This is a genomic window from Mesorhizobium sp. M0074 (genome assembly GCF_040322975.1).
Classification (GTDB): Bacteria; Pseudomonadota; Alphaproteobacteria; order Rhizobiales; family Rhizobiaceae; genus Mesorhizobium.
In genome coordinates this window covers 84357-100816 of record NZ_JAMYUM010000015.1, presented here as the reverse complement: position 1 = coordinate 100816, position 16460 = coordinate 84357, and the positions used below count along the sequence as shown (strand labels likewise).

Genomic DNA, 16460 nt, shown 5'->3' with positions numbered 1-16460 from the left:
CGGAACTAATGCGAGACCGGCAAGGTACCCATATCGGGGTGAATTTCGGCAGCCATAAGGCCTTTGTCGCCGCGTCCGAAGCGGACCAGCACCACCTGGCCCGGCCGGAGTTCGGTGATGCCGTAGCGGCGCAGCGTCTCCATGTGGACGAAAATGTCCTCGGTGCCCTCGCCCCGGGTCAGAAAGCCGAACCCCTTGGTACGGTTGAACCATTTGACCAGCGCCCGTTCGAGGCCGCTTTCCGGCGTCACCGCGACATGGGTGCGCTGCTCCTGTAGCTCCGCCGGATGCACCGCCGTGGTGACATCCATCGAGAGCACGCGGAAGGCCTGCAGCCCGCGCTCGCCCTGCTTGACCAGGCAGACGACACGGGCGCCTTCCAGGGCGGTCTGAAAACCATCCTTTCGAAGGCATGTCACATGGAGGAGGATGTCGCCCGAAGTACCATCATCGGGAAGGATGAAACCGTAGCCCTTGGCCACGTCGAACCATTTGATGGCGCCGGCGATTTCGACGAGATCGGCCGTATCGGCGCTCTCATCCCGCTTCAACGTATCGTTACCGGCCCCGTCCCGCCCCATGAAAGAGGCCTTTTCCCCCATAAGAACGCCCCCTTTTTTCAAGAAACACTGCAACTGATTCTTGGTATCAGATTAACACCGCGGCTTCCGGTGTGTGCAAGACCTGACGTGCCTTTTTTCACGGTTCCATACAGGAATAGCGGATTTGCCGTTTGCCGGCCCCGGCAAAAGTGGCCAATTGCCCTTTGGCCGGGCCGCCCCTATGTTGCGCCGCAACGCAACATAAGGAGGAAATCATGCGCTATCTGCACACCATGGTCCGCGTCGCCGACATCGATGCTTCGCTCGATTTCTACTGCAACAAGCTTGGCCTCAAGGAAGTGCGCCGCCATGAAAACGAGCAGGGCCGCTACACGCTGATCTTCCTCGCCGCCCCCGAAGACGAGCAAAGCGGCATCAGCGAGAAAGCGCCGCTGGTCGAGCTGACCTACAATTGGGACCCGGAAGACTACAAGGGCGGCCGCAATTTCGGCCATCTCGCCTATGAGGTCGACGACATCTACGCCACCTGTCAGCGGCTGATGGACAATGGCGTTACCATCAACCGGCCGCCGCGCGACGGCAACATGGCGTTCGTCAAATCGCCGGACGGCATCTCGATCGAGCTGTTGCAGAAAGGTCCGGCCAAGCCGAAGGCCGAGCCGTGGGCGTCGATGCCGAACACCGGCAGCTGGTAACCGATCACGCCATCTTGAGCCGGCATTGCTGGGCGGGTTGTGTCTAATGGGGAGGATCGCTCGGCAAGCCTTTGGCTGGTGAGCCGTGGTCCTTCGGTGAGCTTGCTACTCAGGCAGCAGCGGTACAATCCTGACGGTGGCGGACCGAGCGCGCGCACCGATCATCGGGCTAAGGTACGGGTTTCCGCGATGCTTCGCCCGATAGGCGTCATCGATACGGTCGTTGATCGGCCCGTCGACCGGCTCGAAGGCGACGTCCTTCGTCATGCGAGCGGCGATGATCCGTCCGCCCTTCTGCCGGATGGCGGCTTGGTACCATCGTGAGTCCTGTCCATTGTAGCCGCGCGCATAGAGGACGCCGTCGACTGCCACGGACCAGATCCAGGTTGGGGTGCCATATGTCACGCCATCTTCCCTGAACGGCGCAATGTGCAAGTTGTCGGCTTCGGCGATCTCGCGCAATTCGTCTTCAGACCATCTCGTCATGTCTGGGCCTCCCCTCTTCGACGAGTCCGCAATATTCATGTCCCATCGGTGTCGGCCCGGAGGACGCTTGCAGGCCGCGGTAGGGCCAGAGGTCCGACCCGCATACGCAGGTCGCCGCGATCCGGATGATGGCATCGGTCGAGGCCAGGATTTTCGGCTCGGCACGGTCCTCGAAACGCACGTCTCCCGGACCGTATAGAACTGCTCCTTGCATGGTTTTCCTCGTCCTCTTCAGCGCATGACAAAACCGCCGTCCACCGAGATGGACTGGCCGGTCACATAGCTCGCAGCGTCGCTGCAGAGCCACAGGACTGCATTCGCAATTTCCTCGGGGCGGCCAACCCGTCCCATCGGAATGCTCTTTTCCATCGCCCTGAGCGCATCGCCCTGACCGCCGGCCACCATCTGGTCGGCCATCGGCGTCCAAATGAGCCCTGGGCATATGGCGTTGATACGGATGCCGCGTGCTGCATATTCGAGAGCCGCGCTCTTGGTGAACCCAAGCACTCCGTGCTTGGCGGCATGGTAGATCCCGCGCTCGGCACCTCCCACAAGTCCCCCGAGTGAAGAGCAATTGACGATCGCGCCGCTACCCTGGTTGCGCATCTGCTGCAGTTCGAATTTCATGCAGCTCCATTCGCCGCGGAGATTGATCCCCATGACTCGGTCGTAATCTTCCCGGGTGGCGTCGGCCGTTTCCGCGAGGACATTCTGCACGCCCGCATTGTTGTAGGCGGCATCGAGCCGGCCGAAGGCCGCGACCGTATGCGCGACCATGGCTTCGACCTGTGCGTCATCGGCGACATCGCAACGAATGGCGAGGACCTTATGGCCTTGAGCGGTCAGTTCATCGACCGCAGCACGCACCGCGTCTTCGTTCCAGTCGGCGAGCGCGACGGACGCCCCCGATTCCGCGAAGGCTTTCGCTGTGGCGAGGCCCAGTCCGGACGCCGCGCCTGTCACCAGCGCGACCCTCCCCTCGAATGCAATGTTCATGGAAATATCTCCTGTAAATGTGTCGGTTCGGCGTGTGCGCCGCTAACGCCGCGTGAGCTCCGCCTCCGCCTGAGGGTAACGGTCGCCTTGCACGGTGATTTGCGCGGCAGCGTCCTCGATGTGCCGTAGATCGTCGGGCGAGAGCTCGATCCCTGCCGCGGCGATGTTCTCCTCGAGCCGGTTGAGCTTGGTGGTGCCTGGGATTGGGACGATCCAGGGCTTTTGCGCCAGCAGCCAGGCGAGCGCGATCTGTGCGGGCGTCGCGCGTTTCTGCGCGCCGATTCTTTCCAGCAGGTCGACCACGGGGCGGTTCGCCTTGCGGGCCTCGGGCGTAAAGCGCGGCAAGCTGGCGCGGTTGTCGTTACCGCCGAAGCTGGTGGTTTCGTCGATCTTGCCGGTGAGGAAGCCCCTGCCCAGCGGGCTGTAAGGGACGAAGCCGATCCCCAGTTCCTCGCAAGCGGGCAACACCTCCGCCTCGGGCTCACGCCACCACAGGGAATATTCGCTCTGGATCGCCGCGACCGGCTGAACCGCATGGGCGCGGCGGATGGTCGAGGCGCCTGCCTCGCTGAGACCGAACTGCTTGACCTTGCCTTGCGCGATCAGGTCCTTCATCGCGCCGGCGACGTCCTCGATCGGGACGTCGGGATCGACCCGGTGCTGATAGAACAGGTCGATCGCATCGACCCGCAGCCGCTTCAGCGACCCTTCGGCCGCTTGCCGGATGCGTTCGGGGCGGCTATCGAGCCCGCTGGATCTGCAGCGACTGAAGTCGTGGCCGAACTTGGTGGCGATGACGACGTCCTTGCGGAACGGCTCCAGCGCCTCCCCCACGAGTTCCTCATTGGTGAACGGACCATATACCTCGGCGGTGTCGAAGAAGGTGACACCGCGCTCGACCGCCGCCCGGACGAGCGCGATCGTCTCCTGACGGTCTGGAGCCGGGCCACGGTGATAATTCAGGCCCATGCAGCCCAGCCCGATGGCCGAGACCACAAGGCCGCTGTCACCGAGCGTGCGGTTCAGCATTCTCATTCTCCCGCGTCGGTTTCTTCGAAGACCTTGCGCGCGATTCCGACCGCCGTGCTGGCGGTGGGCCAGCCGGCGTAGAAGGCGAGATGGGTGATCGTCTCGACCAGTTCGTCGCGCGTGACGCCGTTCTGGAACGCAAATTTCAGGTGGAACGGCAGCTCGTTTGTCCGGTAGAGGGCGATCAGCGTCGCCACTGAGATCAGGCTGCGGTCGCGCGGCGACAGGCCGGGCCGCTTCCAGACATCGCCGAACAGAACGTCATCGGTGTAGCCCGCGAGCGCGGAAGCGATGTCCCCAAACGGACTGCAGAAGGCTTTGGGCTTTTCGCTCATCGGAGACTCTCCTTGGTGGGCCGGCGAGATATTCCTCATCCGTCACTTTCTCCGTCCACTCGACCGCCTTGCCGTCGAGGGCTTCGGTGACGGGAAGATGGGTCATCGCCGTCGTGGGCGTCGCGCCGTGCCAGTTGTGTGGCAGGCTGTTCTGCTCGCAAGCAATATAAGGGTCGCCCAATCATGCGATTAGGTGCTAGTTTGTGCATGTACTTGTGAGTGAGATTCAGCAATGGCTCGAGCGAACCTCAACGATCTTGCCGCCTTCGTCATGGTCGCGAGCGAGCGAAGTTTCACTCGGGCCGCCGCCAAGCTCGCCATCTCTCCATCCGCCCTGAGCCACGGGATGCGTACGCTCGAAGAGCGGCTGGGAGTTCGGCTGCTCACGCGGACGACCCGCAGCGTGACGACGACAGAGGCGGGTGAACGCCTCCTTCGGACCTTGGCTCCGCGGTTCGCGGAGATCGACTTCGAACTCGCGGCGCTCAGCGAATTGCGGGAGAAGCCGGCCGGCAACATCCGTATTACGACGGATGAATATGCCGTTGGGGCCGTGCTCTGGCCCGCGCTTCACAAGCTGCTTCCGCGCTATCCCGACATAAAATTGGAGATCGTCATCGACTACGGCCTGACCGATATCGTCGCGGAGCAATACGACGCCGGCGTGCGGCTCGGCGGGATGGTGGCCAAGGACATGATCGCCGTACCCATCGGGCCGATTTTGCGCATGGCAGCGGTCGCGGCGCCGTCCTACTTCGCCGAACGCCCAATGCCGCGAACGCCTCAGGATCTGACGAGCCACGACTGCATCAATCTTCGCCTGCCGACCTATGGCGGACTTTATGCCTGGGAATTTGAGAAGAACGGCCGGGAGCTGCGGGTGCGCGTCGACGGACAACTGACGTTCAACAGCGGGAATCCGATGTTGCAAGCCGCTCTGGATGGTTTCGGCGTGACTTACTTGCCGCAGGGCCAGGTTCAGCCCTACCTCGACAGCGGCCAACTCGTCCAAATGCTCTCGGACTGGACCCCGCCCTATTCGGGATATCACCTCTATTACCCGAGCCGACGCCAGCCGACGCCTGCGTTCAGCATCGTTGTGGAGACCCTGCGATACCGGGGCTGACGCGGGAGAAGATCGGCGGTCAATCGACCCGAGTTAATGATCGCGAGCACGTTCGTTCGCGCGGTCCGCGTCTGGCGCCGATGTGTCGCGAGTTTTGGCCCCGCCTGGGGACGGATGCGTCCGGCAGCCTTTGCCGATCCGCGAGGCGGCACCTATCTATCCGATTGTCGCGCCCGCCTCCCAGGCTGGCGCCCAATCACGCCAACAGGGGCGTGCCCCAGGAGAATTCATTTATGCCGACCAGCCATGTCGACGTCGCCACCGAACACGCCAGCCGCTATCTGCAGCAGCTGTGCAAACATTGGGCGCACAAGTTTCCCGTCGAATTCGACCCGAACCACGGCACCATCGATCTGACGCTCGGCCGCACGGTTCTCGATGCCGACCCGGCTGCGCTGCACATTGCGGTGACGACCGATGAAGCCGGCTCGCTCGAGCGCCTGGAAACGGTCGTCGCCGAGCACATCAAGCGCTTCGCCTTCCGTGAAGCGCTGGCATTCGACTGGAAACGCGCTCCGGCCGCGTAGACGACCTGTCAACCGCCGGCCTTGGCCATGTCCAGCAGCATCAGCACGGTGCGCCAATTACGCGCCGTGCCCGGCACCTTCAGAACGCGCGGAATGAGATTGGCAAACACCGATTTGCCGAGCCCGTCAGGCGCATGCAGGTAGAGCACGTCGCCCTTGATCTCGAAGCGTTCTGGCCCGGTGCATTTTTCCGCCAGCCGGGCGACCTCCTCGGCGGTCGGCCGGCGCTCCAGCGCATAGGCATGCAGCTTCGTCGGCTCGCCGGCCACTTCCGGATAGGGATTGTCCGCCGCCAGCCGCTCGAGCCAGCCGAGATCGCGCACCATGATGCGTGAATGGAACCCCCATTTCTTCTCGAATTCCGCTTCCAACCGCTTGGTCAGCGTCGCCGCATCGCCATCTGGCGACCGGAACACGGCGTTGCCGCTCTGCACATAGGTGGCGACATCGGAGAAGCCGAGCTGCTCAAAAAATGACCTGAGTTCCGCCATCTTGACGATGCGGTTGCCGCCGACATTGATGCCGGAAAACAGCGCGATAAAAACGTTCGCCGGAGCGTTCGGAAGATCGTTGCTGCTCATATGATGAACCCGGCGAGCGTCTCGTTGTCGGTGATGTCCTGGTAATGGACGCTCTCGGCGTCGAAATTCGCCTTGAGCAGGTCGAAATTGCGGCGGTCCTTGGTTTCGATGCCGATCAGCACCGAACCGAAATTGCGCGCTGATTTCTTCAGATATTCGAAGCGGGCGATGTCGTCGTCGGGACCCAGCAATTCGAGGAAATCGCGCAGCGCGCCGGGCCGTTGCGGAAAGCGGATGATGAAGTATTTCTTCAAGCCCTCGAAGCGCAGCGCCCGTTCCTTCACATCCGGCAGCCGCTCGAAATCGAAATTGCCGCCCGACACCACGGCAACGATGGTCTTGCCCCTGATTTCCTTCCTGGAAAAATCTTTGAGCGCATCGATCGCCAGCGCGCCGGCCGGCTCGAGCACGACGCCTTCGACATTGAGCATTTCGATCATGGTCGCGCAGAGCCGGTTTTCCGGGATCAGCCGCACGGTGTCGGCGGCAAACTCCCTGAGGTGGCGCAGCGGCTCGCGGCCGATCTCGGCCACTGCTGCGCCGTCGACGAAATTGTCGACCTTGGCGAGCTTGACCCGCTTTCCGGTGGCGAGGCTCTCGCTCAGGCTCGGCGCGCCGAGCGGCTCGCAAAAGACGAAGCGTGTTTCACGCTGCTGGTCGGCGAAATAATGGGTGACGCCGGCGGCCAGGCCGCCGCCGCCGACCGGCAGCATGACAATGTCGGGCATGCGCGCGCCGGGCATCTGGCCTGATATCTCGTAGGCGACGGTCGCCTGCCCTTCGATAATGTCCTTGTGGTCGAAAGGCGGCACCATGTGGGCGCCGGCAGTTTCGGTGAATTCGAGTGCGGCGCGATAGCAGTCGTCGAAGAAATCGCCGACCAGCCTGATCTCGACGAACGCGCCGCCGAACAGCCGCGTCTTGTCGATCTTCTGCTGCGGCGTGGTCACCGGCATGAAGACGACGCCCTTCTTGCCGAAATGGCGGCAGACGAAGGCAAAGCCCTGCGCATGATTGCCGGCCGAAGCGCAGACGAACAGCTCGGCATTGTTACCGGCAGCGAGCGCCTTGCGGAAGAAGTTAAAGGCGCCGCGGATCTTGTAGGAGCGCACCGGCGTCAGGTCCTCGCGCTTCAGCAGCACCCGCGCGCCGGTCTTCTTCGACAGATAGTCGTTTTCCTGCAGCGGCGTCTCCGGAAAAATCTCGCGGATCGCCGCAGCGGCGGCAGCGACGCGAGAGGAGAAACTGGTCATGGCAAGAGCACCCCACAGGCTACGCGAGTTCGGTCCCGCTATTGCATATCTGGCCTCGTGAAGCCATTGTCCGGCCGCCCCGAAGGGGCATTTCCGGAATCAACGTAAGCATTTGGGGGCGTTTGCTCATGCCTGTCGCATCGGTAGCCCGGAAAACCGTGTCGCTGCCGGAGTTCGGCGAGCCGACGGTGATGCCGCTAGTGCCCCGCGCCACCTATGAGGCCCGTATCGCGGCGCTGGTCGCACTTGGCGGGTTCGATGCCTTCGTCGTCTATGGCGACCGCGAACATGCGGCCAATGTCGCCTACCTCTGCGGCTACGATCCGCGCTTCGAGGAGACGCTGCTCATCATCGTTCCCGGCAAGCCGCCGAAACTGCTGGTCGGCAACGAGGGCTGGGGCTATGCCGAGATCTGCGACGGGCCTTACGAGCGCGTGCTCTACCAGACGTTCTCGCTGCCGGCGCAGCCGCGCGACCGCTCGCAGTCGCTTTCCGACATCCTTGCCGATTGCGGCCTGAAGGCCGGCCAGCGCATCGGCGCCATCGGCTGGAAACCGCTCGGCCCCGGCGATTCCGGCTTTGGCGAAACGACGCTCGACCTGCCGTCCTTCATCGCCGACACGCTGCGTACCATTGCCGGCGATAGGGGCACGGTCGTCAACGCGGCGAACCTTTTGATGAACCCCGCCGACGGCCTGCGCGCCATCAATGAGGCCGACCAACTGGCCGCGTTCGAATTCGCCGCGACCTATTCCTCGCAAGGCCTGCGCAATGTCCTGCAAGGCATCGAACCCGGCATGACCGAATTGCAGGCGGCGCAGCTGATGGGCATCAACGGCCTGCCGCAATGCTGTCACCCGATGCTGTCGGCCGGCAAGCGTGCGGCCTATGGCCTGCCGAGCCCGCGCCTCGACATCATCAAGCGCGGCGACCCGATCACCATGGCCTATGGCATCCAGGGCTCGCTCAATGCCCGCGCCGGTTTTCTGGTCGAGGACGCGGCCGAGCTTCCGAGGGGCATCCAGGACTATGTCGAGAAGCTGGTCGCGCCCTATTTCTGCGCCGTCGTCGACTGGTACGAGACGGTCGGCATCGGCGTTCCCGGCGGCGCGTTGTGGCAAGCGGTGCACGACCGCATCGGCGATCGGTTCTTCGGCGTAGCGCTCAACCCCGGCCATCTCATCCATATCGACGAATGGATGCATTCGCCGGTATTTTCCGGCTCCGACATCAGATTGAAGTCGGGCATGGCCTTGCAGGTCGACATCATCCCGGCGACCGGCACCGATTATTTCACCACAAACATCGAGGACGGCATCGCGCTGGCCGACGAGGCGCTGCGCGAAGAGATCGCCGCGCGCTATCCCGAAGCCTGGCGCCGCATCGAGGCGCGCCGCGCCTTCATGACCGACGTGCTCGGCATAAGGCTGAAGCCGGAAGTGCTGCCGTTTTCCAACATTCCGGCGTTCCTGCCGCCGTTCTGGCTTTCGCGCAACAGTGCGATGGCAGTCGCGAGGCGCTGAGCGCATTTCGGCGCCTGCGACTTACTTCCGCCGCACTTGGCCTGTCCGGGAGGTGCGGCGGAGGTGGATGGGCCTTTGGTCAGGCCGGAGTGGAATTGCTTAAGTGCCCTTGAAGACGATTTGTATCATTCTCATTGCCGCGCTGCTCGCCGGCTGCGGCGGGCGCCAAACCGAGGAACTGCTCGGCAGCGCCATGATGGCGGTGCCGGTGACGGAAATCGCCGGCAACCACTCGATCTTCATCGCAACCACGCGCAAGCGCTCCGACGATCCCGATAAGGTCTTCGACGGCGAGCGCTCGGCGACGCTGAACTATGCCCGCGTCAACGTCACCGTCCCCGGTATCCACAAGACAGGCCAGATCGAGCGGCGCTCGCGCGGCAAGTCGGACGATCCGGCCAAATACTTCATGGCTTCCGAGGTCGTCGGATACGACACCCAGCCGAAATTCTCCAGCGCGCTCAGCGCCGACATCGCGGCGCGCGGCGGCCGTGTCATGGTCTTCGTCCACGGCTACAACACCGGCTTCGACGACGCGGTCTACCGCGTCACCCAGATCACCCATGATTCCGGCTATCCGGGCACGCCGGTGCTGTTTTCCTGGGCGTCGGGCGCCAAGACCACCGACTATGTCTACGACAAGGAAAGCGCCAGCGTTGCCCGCGACCAGCTGGAAGTGACGCTGAGAATGCTGGCGCAGACCGGCGCGCGGCGCATCGACATCGTTGCCCATTCGCTGGGAACCTGGGTCACCATGGAGGCGCTGCGCCAGCTCGCCATCACCGGCGACCGCGATCTCGGCGGCAAGCTCGGCGACGTCGTGCTGGCCTCGCCCGACATCGACGTCGACGTGTTCAAGAGCCAGATGCGCCGCTACGGCAAGCCGGACAAGCCGTTCATCCTGCTGCTCTCCGACGACGACCGGGCGCTGCGGCTCTCCGGCCTGATAGCCGGCGCGCGGCCGCGCGTTGGCGACTACAAGGACGCCGCCGACCTCGCCAGCTATGGCGTGTCGGTCGTCGATCTCTCCAGCGTCAAGGGAGCCGACCGCTTCAACCACACCAAATTCGCCGACAATCCGGAATTGGTGCAGTTGATCGGCCAGAAGCTGCGCGAGGATGACGGGTTTGCCAGCGACCGCGAGGTGACCGACCGGATCGCCTCGGTCGGACAATAGCTGCATTGCGCGGCAGTGATTGTTGACCATTGCCGCACCATCGGAACAGTTTGAACTGGACCGTGCCGGGCTCTGCCTCTATCGAATAGGCCAAGACGTCTCCGGCTCGACGTCGCCTTTGCGGGAGCCCGCGTGACCGTGCCTTCGAAGATCTTTCTCGTCGTTGCGTTCGCGCTCGCGCTGGCAAGCTGCGCCGGCCAGAACACCCATGATTTGCTCAACAAGACGACGATCACGGTGCCTGCTGCCGATATCGCGGCGACGCATCAAATCTTCGTCGCCACAACCCGGCAAAAGGCAATGAAAGCGCCCCGGCAGGTGTTCGACGGCGACCGTTCGCCGACCACCAGCTTTGCCAGCGTCGAGGTGACGGTGCCCAAAATTCACCAGCTCGGCGCCATCGAGCGGGTCAAGGGCTCGGCCAACAGCAATCCGGCGAAGGATTTCACGGCGACCGGCGTCACCTTCTACGAAGGCGCGCCGCAATTCGCCAAGGCGGTCGGCGCCGATATCGCCATGCGCGGCGACCGCGCGCTGGTTTTCGTGCACGGCTTCAACAACGGCTTCGACGACGGCATCTACCGGCTGACGCAGATCGCGCATGACACGAAATACCCAGGAACGCCGGTGCTGTTTTCGTGGGCGTCGAGCGGCAAGACGACCGGCTACATCTACGACAAGGAAAGCGCCAATGCGGCGCGCGACGATCTCGAAGCGACGCTGCGCATGCTCGCCAAGAGCCGCGCCAAGAGCATCGACATCATTGCCCATTCGATGGGGACCTGGGTGACCATGGAAGCGTTGCGCCAGCTTGCCATCACCGGCGACCGCGACCTCGGCGGCAAGCTCGGCTACGTCATCCTGGCCTCTCCCGACATCGACGTCGACGTGTTCAAGAAGCAGATGATCCGCTACGGCAAGCCCGACAAGCCGTTCGCCGTGCTGCTGTCGGGCGACGACCGGGCGCTCAGGCTGTCGACCCTGATCTCCGGCGACAAGCCGCGCGTCGGCGACTATGGCGACGCGGCCGACCTCGCCAGCTATGGCGTCTCGGTGGTCGACCTGACCAAGACCAAGGGCGGCGACCGGCTGAACCACGCCAAATTCGCCGACAACCCGTTCCTGGTGCAGCTGCTCGGCGACCGCCTGCGCGCCCCGGCGGGCCTGGCCTCCGAAGAGACCGCGCCGGCCCAGCTCGACAATCTCGGCCAGGGCCTCGGCAAGGCCGTCGGTTCGGTCGCCGAAATCGTCATCACCACGCCGTTCAAAGTGCTGACCATCGCCACCGGCGGGTGAGCCGACCTCTGCTGCCAATCACGCCGGTGATTGGCAGCTGTCAACAAAAACGCCCTGTAGCGATCCTTCGCGCCCCCCTCTGTCCTGCCGGACATCTCCCCCTCTAGTGGGGAGATTGGCCGCCACTTTCGGCTTTCGCCAATCTCCATCTTTGACGAACAAGGCGCTGTCAACGAAACCGCCAATCTTCCCCCTTGAGGGGGAGATGTCCGGCAGGACAGAGGGGGGCGCTGTTCCTCCAGGGTTCAGTGGTTCTTCAAACGAACAAATCAACCTTCTGAAAAGTCGTCACGTCGATCAGGCCGACGTCGGAAATCCTCAACTCCGGGATGACGACCAGCGCCAGCAGCGAGTGCTGCATGTAGGCGTTGTTGAGCGAGCAGCCCATCTGGCGCATGGCGTCGCTGAGTTGGTCCGCCTTGGCGGCGACGATTTCCGCCCGCTCGTTGGACATCAGCCCGGCGATCGGCATTTCGACCAGCGCCAGTTCCTTGCCCCTGGAGAACAGCACGACGCCGCCGCCGACCTCGCCCAGCCGGTTCACGGCCAGAGCCATGTCCTGCTTGTTGGTGCCGACGACGATGATGTGGTGGGCATCGTGGGCCACGCTCGACGCCATGGCGCAGTCGCCGATATAGCCGAAGCCGGAGACGAAGGCGTTGGTGACGCCGCCGGTGCCCTTGTGGCGCTCGACCAGCGCGATCTGGCAGACATCGTTGCGGCGATCCATGGCGACCAGCCCGTCCTCGACGGCAAGATCGGCCTCCAGCGCCCGCGTCGGCGCCTGGTTTTCGATGACGCCGATGACGCGCACCCGCACCTCGTTGGCGCCCATGGGTGCCGCGATGTCGAAATCGCCTGCCTTGAGCTTCCTGCCGAGCTTGACGGTGTTCTTCGCCGTCCGCGGATAATTGTAGGCCGGAATGTCAATTTCGAGCTTGCCGCCCTTGGCCAGCCTGACGCCGCGGCCATAGACCTCGTCGATGGTCATTTCGGCCAGGTCGGAGATGATCAGCAGATCGGCGAGCCGTCCCGGCGCGATCGAGCCGATCTCGCGCTCCAGCCGGAAATGCTGGGCGGTGTTGAGCGTCGCCATCTGGATCGCCGTCACCGGCGTCAGCCCTTGGCTGATGGCGTGGCGCACGACCCGGTCCATATGGCCTTCGTGCACCAGCGTACCGGAATGGCTGTCGTCGGTGCACAGGATGAAGTTGCGCGGGTCGAGGCCGCTCTCGGTCACCGCCTTGATCTGCGAGGCCACGTCGTACCAGGCTGAGCCCAGCCGCAGCATCGCCTTCATGCCCTGGCGGACGCGCGCGATGGCGTCCTCGGCGCGCGTGCCTTCGTGGTCATCCTCCGGGCCGCCGGCGACGTAGCCGTGAAACGGCAGGCCGAGATCGCGCGAGGCATAATGCCCGCCGACGGTCTTGCCGGCCCTCACCGTCGCCGCGATCTCGCCCGACATCACCGGATCATTGGCGGCGACGCCCGGAAAATTCATCACCTCGCCGAGCCCGATGATGTTCTCCCAGGTCATCGCCTCGGCAACGTCGGCGACGGTCAGCTCGGCGCCGGCATGCTCGAGCCCCGGGGCGGAGGGCACGCAGGACGGCATCTGCACGAGCACGTTGACCGGCATGGCGACGGCCTCGTCATGCATCAGCCGCACGCCCGGCAGGCCGAGCACGTTGGCGATCTCATGCGGATCGATGAACATCGAAGTTGTGCCATGCGGGATCACCGCGCGGCAGAATTCCGTCACCGTCACCATGCCGCTCTCGACATGCATATGCGCGTCGCAAAGCCCCGGCACCAGATAGCGGCCGCCGGCATCGACCACCTTGGTGCCCTGGCCGATGGCATGGCCGGCGTTCGGCCCGCAATAGGCAAAGCGGCCGCCGGCAATGGCAATGTCGGTGCCGGCGATGATCTCGCCCGAATGGACGTTGACCCAGCGCCCGTTGCGGATGACGAGATCGGCGGGTTTGCGACCCATAGCGACATCGACCAGATGCGTCGCCATCTCAGCCCAGGGTTTTGGTTTCGTCGCATTGGCGGTCTTCGGCATCAACAGGCTCCTCTTTGCCCGACTGTGCCAAGCCGCGAGGATTTTGACCAGCGAGGAAGTAAAACGCGGACGGCGAAGTTGCAGATCTCCCCCCTCGAGGGGGAGATGTCGCCGAAGGCGACAGAGGGGGTCGGGACGTCCTGACGCGAACCTTTACCGCGAACAAAACAGGCTGGCGCTCGACGCGCGACGACCCCCTCTGGCCTGCCGGCCATCTCCCCCTCAAGGAGGGAGATCGATGCGCCATGGCCTTCGCCAATCGCTAAGGGCATTTTGTGCCGGCCGCAGCAACTTTGTTCTTGCTTTGTGCCGGCAGCTATGCTACTAATTTGGGTATGGTGCCAATTGGCTCCAACGACCCGTCCTCCCGAGGCGGGTTTTTTGTTATTGCGCCATTCATGGCAAATGGCCCAGGCGGAATACGATTCCGTTGCGGCCAATCAGCTTTCGTCTCGTTAGAGGATCCTTCTGAATCGACGGTCGCGGAGTTTGACGCACTCCATCGTTCGAGCCTTCGGCCGGTTCACTCAATTCGATCCCGAACTGTCACTTTTTGCTTGGATCGTCCGCCGGGTTGACGTAGGTGATCTTGAATGGCCCCTCGCCATGAACCTGGATAATCGTATCGCTTGTCGTCCAGGCGAAGTGATTCATTCCGGCCGGCGCGACGCCGAAGCCGCCAGCAGTCAGTTCGACACCTTTCGCCTCGTCGAGCTTATCGCCCATTCCAATATGGAAGTTGCCGGAAAGCACCGTTACGTATTCCGTGGTGGGATGATTATGTGCGGCAATTTTGTAGCCGGCGGGTGTCTTCAACCGCAGCACATAGGCGCCGTCCTTTGAGGGATCTCCAGCGACAACAGCCATTTCCGCGCCAGCGGGAATGACAGCAGGAGCAGGACCCCATTTGATGTCTTTGGCGTTCATCGGCATCTCATCGGCAAACAGAGGCGCCGTCCCAACAAGCAGCAGTGCCAGGGCAGAGGCAAGCTTGAGCATGACAATCTCCCAGTGTCTGTAGAGGACGGCGTCGAGTATCGGCGCGCCGATCCACTTGCCAATTGGAGTCTATCAGGGCAGAGCGCCCGAACGCATCCTGCGAACGGGGGACGCGCATTCGCGGTAGCCGCGGAAGCTGCCGCTAAAAACATTTCCAGGTGAAACGATTTTGTTTGTATCACTGTAGGTGATCGGCCTCGCTAGCTTCCAGTGCCAGATTTGTCGACGGCAGAAGACGGCTTGACGGCCTTTGGCTGGCGGCTGAAAAGGGCTGGCCTGCGGACGTGGCGGAATTGGTAGACGCAAGGGACTTAAAATCCCTCGATCTCTGATCGTACGGGTTCGATTCCCGTCGTCCGCACCAGATTTGCACAGCATGTGGCACGTCTTCGGGACGAGAATATGGGAGTTTTTATTCTATGCGATTCAGACGCTCCGAAGGACTTACTCAATCTGAGAAGGTTCTGGCAGAGCTGTGCGATCACTCTTTTCTAAAGCTGTGGACCTATCCTAACCTTTTCAAGAAGCCTGCCAAAGAACTGACAGATCTGCTGGTGGTGTTCGGAAGCGACATACTGCTTTTCTCCGACAAATCCTGCGGATACCCCGACACCGGCAACCCGACATTAGATTGGTCACGCTGGTATCGGAAATCCATTTCCGATTCAGCGCATCAGATTGACCAGGCCGAGCGCTGGCTGCGTAGTTATCCGGACCGCGTCTACCTCGACGCTAAATGCACGACACCGCTTCCAATCACACTGCCGTCCTGTGCCGATACGCGTGTTCATCGCATCTGCGTTGCCCTCGGTGCTGGCGAACGGGTACGGATTGACACAGGGAAACGTGGGCTGACCGTAAACCCATCGGTTCAGAACGATGCAGTGCCGTTCACGGTGGGAAAGACTGACAGAGCTCGCGGCTGGGTTCACGTGTTCAATGAGGAGAGCCTCGCAATTGTGCTTCGCGAATTGTCAACGATCTCTGATTTTGTTCACTATCTCAATAGCAAAACGGCGCTCTTCGACCGCAGCCAACTCATCCTAGCCGAGTCCGAACTCGATCTTATGGCGTACTATCTTTGGAACGGTCGAGTGTTTCCGCCCACGGATCGGCCTTTCAGACTCGATCCGAACCTCTGGTCCAAAGTCGAAGCCGATCCTTCTTTCCTTCGCGGGCGCTTAGAGAACCAGGTCAGCTACTTCTGGGATAACCTGATTGAGTATATCACCCGACATTATCTTGAAGAGACGCTTGAGTTTGGCAACGAGATGAAGATGGCGGACCACGAGCTGTTGGTCAGGATAATGGCCGGCGAGACAAGGTTCTTCCGTAGAGTTCTCACAAACAATATTCTCGAACGCGCAGAGGCGGCCCGGACGCACGCAATAGGAAGTCTTCTGGAATCCGGCCAGCCCGACGTCAACTATGTCCTCTATATCGGGCGCGGAGATGGGGGAAATGATCATGCTGCCTATCGAGCGGATCGCGCGTCACACCTGCAAGCCCGGTGCATTGCGGCCAAGGCGCTTAAACCGGAGAAACGTTACATCATTGGCATCGGCCTAGATGCACGCGGGGTAAAAGGATCGTCCGAGGACTTCGTCTTAATCGATACCAAAGACTGGCCTCCGGAGGCCGTCAAGAAAGCCGAGAAGTTGCGGCAGGAACTAGGCTATTTCCTTCCAGGCAAAGCCATCGAGACGCGGCTGCGTGTGGACGAATATCCGGACAGCACGGCGCCTGTCTGAAGCTAGAAAGAGATCGACTTGGCAATCCATCCGTAAAATTCGCGCATTTCTTTCA

General features: G+C 62.5%; 16 protein-coding genes, 1 tRNA gene and 2 pseudogenes. 8 read left to right on the top strand and 11 right to left on the bottom strand.

Going from position 1 to position 16460, the window contains the following annotated elements:
- Positions 1-5 precede the first annotated feature (5 nt).
- Positions 6-602, bottom strand: coding sequence for a cold-shock protein (locus tag NKJ73_RS20640; RefSeq protein ID WP_036238076.1), 597 nt, complete (start codon positions 600-602; stop codon positions 6-8).
- A 215-nt stretch (positions 603-817) separates the two neighbouring features.
- Here NKJ73_RS20640 and gloA point away from each other — a divergent pair, with 215 nt between their 5' ends.
- Positions 818-1258 carry a lactoylglutathione lyase gene (gene gloA, locus NKJ73_RS20635; RefSeq protein WP_023674793.1) on the top strand — a complete coding sequence of 147 codons (441 nt, stop codon included), beginning with the start codon at positions 818-820 and terminating at the stop codon, positions 1256-1258.
- Positions 1259-1363: 105 nt separating this feature from the next.
- Here the strand turns inward: gloA and NKJ73_RS20630 are convergent, their stop codons facing one another.
- From NKJ73_RS20630 to NKJ73_RS20605, 6 genes and pseudogenes are all read right to left on the bottom strand, one after another.
- Positions 1364-1744 (bottom strand): DUF2255 family protein, encoded by a 381-nt coding sequence (locus tag NKJ73_RS20630; protein WP_023674792.1) that lies wholly within the window; start codon positions 1742-1744, stop codon positions 1364-1366.
- Between the two features lie 13 nt (positions 1745-1757).
- Positions 1758-1958 (bottom strand): annotated as a pseudogene (locus NKJ73_RS20625) (alcohol dehydrogenase catalytic domain-containing protein); the annotation flags it as partial.
- Positions 1959-1975: 17 nt separating this feature from the next.
- Positions 1976-2740: an SDR family NAD(P)-dependent oxidoreductase gene (locus NKJ73_RS20620; RefSeq protein ID WP_352570890.1), complete on the bottom strand. Its 765-nt coding sequence runs from the start codon at positions 2738-2740 to the stop codon at positions 1976-1978.
- Positions 2741-2782: 42 nt separating this feature from the next.
- Entirely contained in the window at positions 2783-3769 is a 987-nt protein-coding gene (locus NKJ73_RS20615; protein ID WP_352570889.1) for an aldo/keto reductase, read from the bottom strand.
- Between the two features lie 2 nt (positions 3770-3771).
- Positions 3772-4104 (bottom strand): carboxymuconolactone decarboxylase family protein, encoded by a 333-nt coding sequence (locus NKJ73_RS20610; RefSeq protein ID WP_023674789.1) that lies wholly within the window; start codon positions 4102-4104, stop codon positions 3772-3774.
- Between the two features lie 28 nt (positions 4105-4132).
- A pseudogene (locus NKJ73_RS20605) lies at positions 4133-4240 on the bottom strand ((R)-mandelonitrile lyase); the annotation flags it as partial.
- A gap of 96 nt (positions 4241-4336) precedes the next feature.
- Here NKJ73_RS20605 and NKJ73_RS20600 point away from each other — a divergent pair.
- Together NKJ73_RS20600 and NKJ73_RS20595 are read left to right on the top strand one after the other, a co-directional pair.
- The gene (locus NKJ73_RS20600; protein ID WP_352570888.1) at positions 4337-5230 is read left to right on the top strand and encodes a LysR family transcriptional regulator; all 894 of its coding nucleotides are present in this window, start codon (positions 4337-4339) and stop codon (positions 5228-5230) included.
- Between the two features lie 233 nt (positions 5231-5463).
- Complete coding sequence (locus NKJ73_RS20595) at positions 5464-5757, top strand: DUF2218 domain-containing protein (protein ID WP_023674787.1); 294 nt, start codon at positions 5464-5466, stop codon at positions 5755-5757.
- An 8-nt stretch (positions 5758-5765) separates the two neighbouring features.
- Here NKJ73_RS20595 and NKJ73_RS20590 read toward each other — a convergent pair whose 3' ends face one another.
- Together NKJ73_RS20590 and ilvA are read right to left on the bottom strand one after the other, a co-directional pair.
- The gene (locus NKJ73_RS20590; protein ID WP_031211246.1) at positions 5766-6338 is read right to left on the bottom strand and encodes a DUF1697 domain-containing protein; all 573 of its coding nucleotides are present in this window, start codon (positions 6336-6338) and stop codon (positions 5766-5768) included.
- The gene (ilvA, locus tag NKJ73_RS20585; RefSeq protein ID WP_023674785.1) at positions 6335-7591 is read right to left on the bottom strand and encodes a threonine ammonia-lyase IlvA; all 1257 of its coding nucleotides are present in this window, start codon (positions 7589-7591) and stop codon (positions 6335-6337) included. The genes NKJ73_RS20590 and ilvA overlap by 4 nt, the downstream gene beginning before the upstream one ends.
- A gap of 128 nt (positions 7592-7719) precedes the next feature.
- Here ilvA and NKJ73_RS20580 point away from each other — a divergent pair, with 128 nt between their 5' ends.
- The 3 genes from NKJ73_RS20580 to NKJ73_RS20570 all read left to right on the top strand — a co-directional run bounded on the left by NKJ73_RS20580 (position 7720) and on the right by NKJ73_RS20570 (position 11587).
- A complete protein-coding gene (locus NKJ73_RS20580; RefSeq protein WP_352570886.1) occupies positions 7720-9114 on the top strand; it encodes a hypothetical protein in 1395 nt (464 codons plus the stop codon).
- A gap of 103 nt (positions 9115-9217) precedes the next feature.
- Positions 9218-10291, top strand: coding sequence for an alpha/beta hydrolase (locus NKJ73_RS20575; RefSeq protein ID WP_352458455.1), 1074 nt, complete (start codon positions 9218-9220; stop codon positions 10289-10291).
- A 132-nt stretch (positions 10292-10423) separates the two neighbouring features.
- Positions 10424-11587: an alpha/beta hydrolase gene (locus tag NKJ73_RS20570; protein ID WP_352570885.1), complete on the top strand. Its 1164-nt coding sequence runs from the start codon at positions 10424-10426 to the stop codon at positions 11585-11587.
- A gap of 256 nt (positions 11588-11843) precedes the next feature.
- Here NKJ73_RS20570 and ade read toward each other — a convergent pair whose 3' ends face one another.
- Both ade and NKJ73_RS20560 read right to left on the bottom strand, forming a co-directional pair.
- Positions 11844-13655, bottom strand: coding sequence for an adenine deaminase (gene ade / locus NKJ73_RS20565; RefSeq protein WP_023674781.1), 1812 nt, complete (start codon positions 13653-13655; stop codon positions 11844-11846).
- A gap of 546 nt (positions 13656-14201) precedes the next feature.
- Positions 14202-14654: a cupin domain-containing protein gene (locus NKJ73_RS20560; protein ID WP_352570883.1), complete on the bottom strand. Its 453-nt coding sequence runs from the start codon at positions 14652-14654 to the stop codon at positions 14202-14204.
- 278 nt (positions 14655-14932) lie between these two features.
- On the opposite strand from NKJ73_RS20560, the gene NKJ73_RS20555 reads away from it, so the two are divergent.
- Together NKJ73_RS20555 and NKJ73_RS20550 are read left to right on the top strand one after the other, a co-directional pair.
- Positions 14933-15018, top strand: a tRNA-Leu gene (locus NKJ73_RS20555).
- A gap of 55 nt (positions 15019-15073) precedes the next feature.
- Positions 15074-16405 carry a hypothetical protein gene (locus tag NKJ73_RS20550; RefSeq protein ID WP_352570882.1) on the top strand — a complete coding sequence of 444 codons (1332 nt, stop codon included), beginning with the start codon at positions 15074-15076 and terminating at the stop codon, positions 16403-16405.
- The last annotated feature ends 55 nt before the right edge of the window (positions 16406-16460 follow it).

Excerpts from the sequence above, each read along its gene's own strand:
- NKJ73_RS20640 (WP_036238076.1), bottom strand. The coding sequence starts at position 602 with ATGGGGGAAAAGGCCTCTTTCATGGGGCGGGACGGGGCCGGTAACGAT.
- gloA (WP_023674793.1), top strand. The coding sequence starts at position 818 with ATGCGCTATCTGCACACCATGGTCCGCGTCGCCGACATCGATGCTTCG.
- NKJ73_RS20630 (WP_023674792.1), bottom strand. The coding sequence starts at position 1,744 with ATGACGAGATGGTCTGAAGACGAATTGCGCGAGATCGCCGAAGCCGAC.
- NKJ73_RS20620 (WP_352570890.1), bottom strand. The coding sequence starts at position 2,740 with ATGAACATTGCATTCGAGGGGAGGGTCGCGCTGGTGACAGGCGCGGCG.
- NKJ73_RS20615 (WP_352570889.1), bottom strand. The coding sequence starts at position 3,769 with ATGCTGAACCGCACGCTCGGTGACAGCGGCCTTGTGGTCTCGGCCATC.
- NKJ73_RS20610 (WP_023674789.1), bottom strand. The coding sequence starts at position 4,104 with ATGAGCGAAAAGCCCAAAGCCTTCTGCAGTCCGTTTGGGGACATCGCT.
- NKJ73_RS20600 (WP_352570888.1), top strand. The coding sequence starts at position 4,337 with ATGGCTCGAGCGAACCTCAACGATCTTGCCGCCTTCGTCATGGTCGCG.
- NKJ73_RS20595 (WP_023674787.1), top strand. The coding sequence starts at position 5,464 with ATGCCGACCAGCCATGTCGACGTCGCCACCGAACACGCCAGCCGCTAT.
- NKJ73_RS20590 (WP_031211246.1), bottom strand. The coding sequence starts at position 6,338 with ATGAGCAGCAACGATCTTCCGAACGCTCCGGCGAACGTTTTTATCGCG.
- ilvA (WP_023674785.1), bottom strand. The coding sequence starts at position 7,591 with ATGACCAGTTTCTCCTCTCGCGTCGCTGCCGCCGCTGCGGCGATCCGC.
- NKJ73_RS20580 (WP_352570886.1), top strand. The coding sequence starts at position 7,720 with ATGCCTGTCGCATCGGTAGCCCGGAAAACCGTGTCGCTGCCGGAGTTC.
- ade (WP_023674781.1), bottom strand. The coding sequence starts at position 13,655 with ATGCCGAAGACCGCCAATGCGACGAAACCAAAACCCTGGGCTGAGATG.
- NKJ73_RS20560 (WP_352570883.1), bottom strand. The coding sequence starts at position 14,654 with ATGCTCAAGCTTGCCTCTGCCCTGGCACTGCTGCTTGTTGGGACGGCG.
- NKJ73_RS20550 (WP_352570882.1), top strand. The coding sequence starts at position 15,074 with ATGCGATTCAGACGCTCCGAAGGACTTACTCAATCTGAGAAGGTTCTG.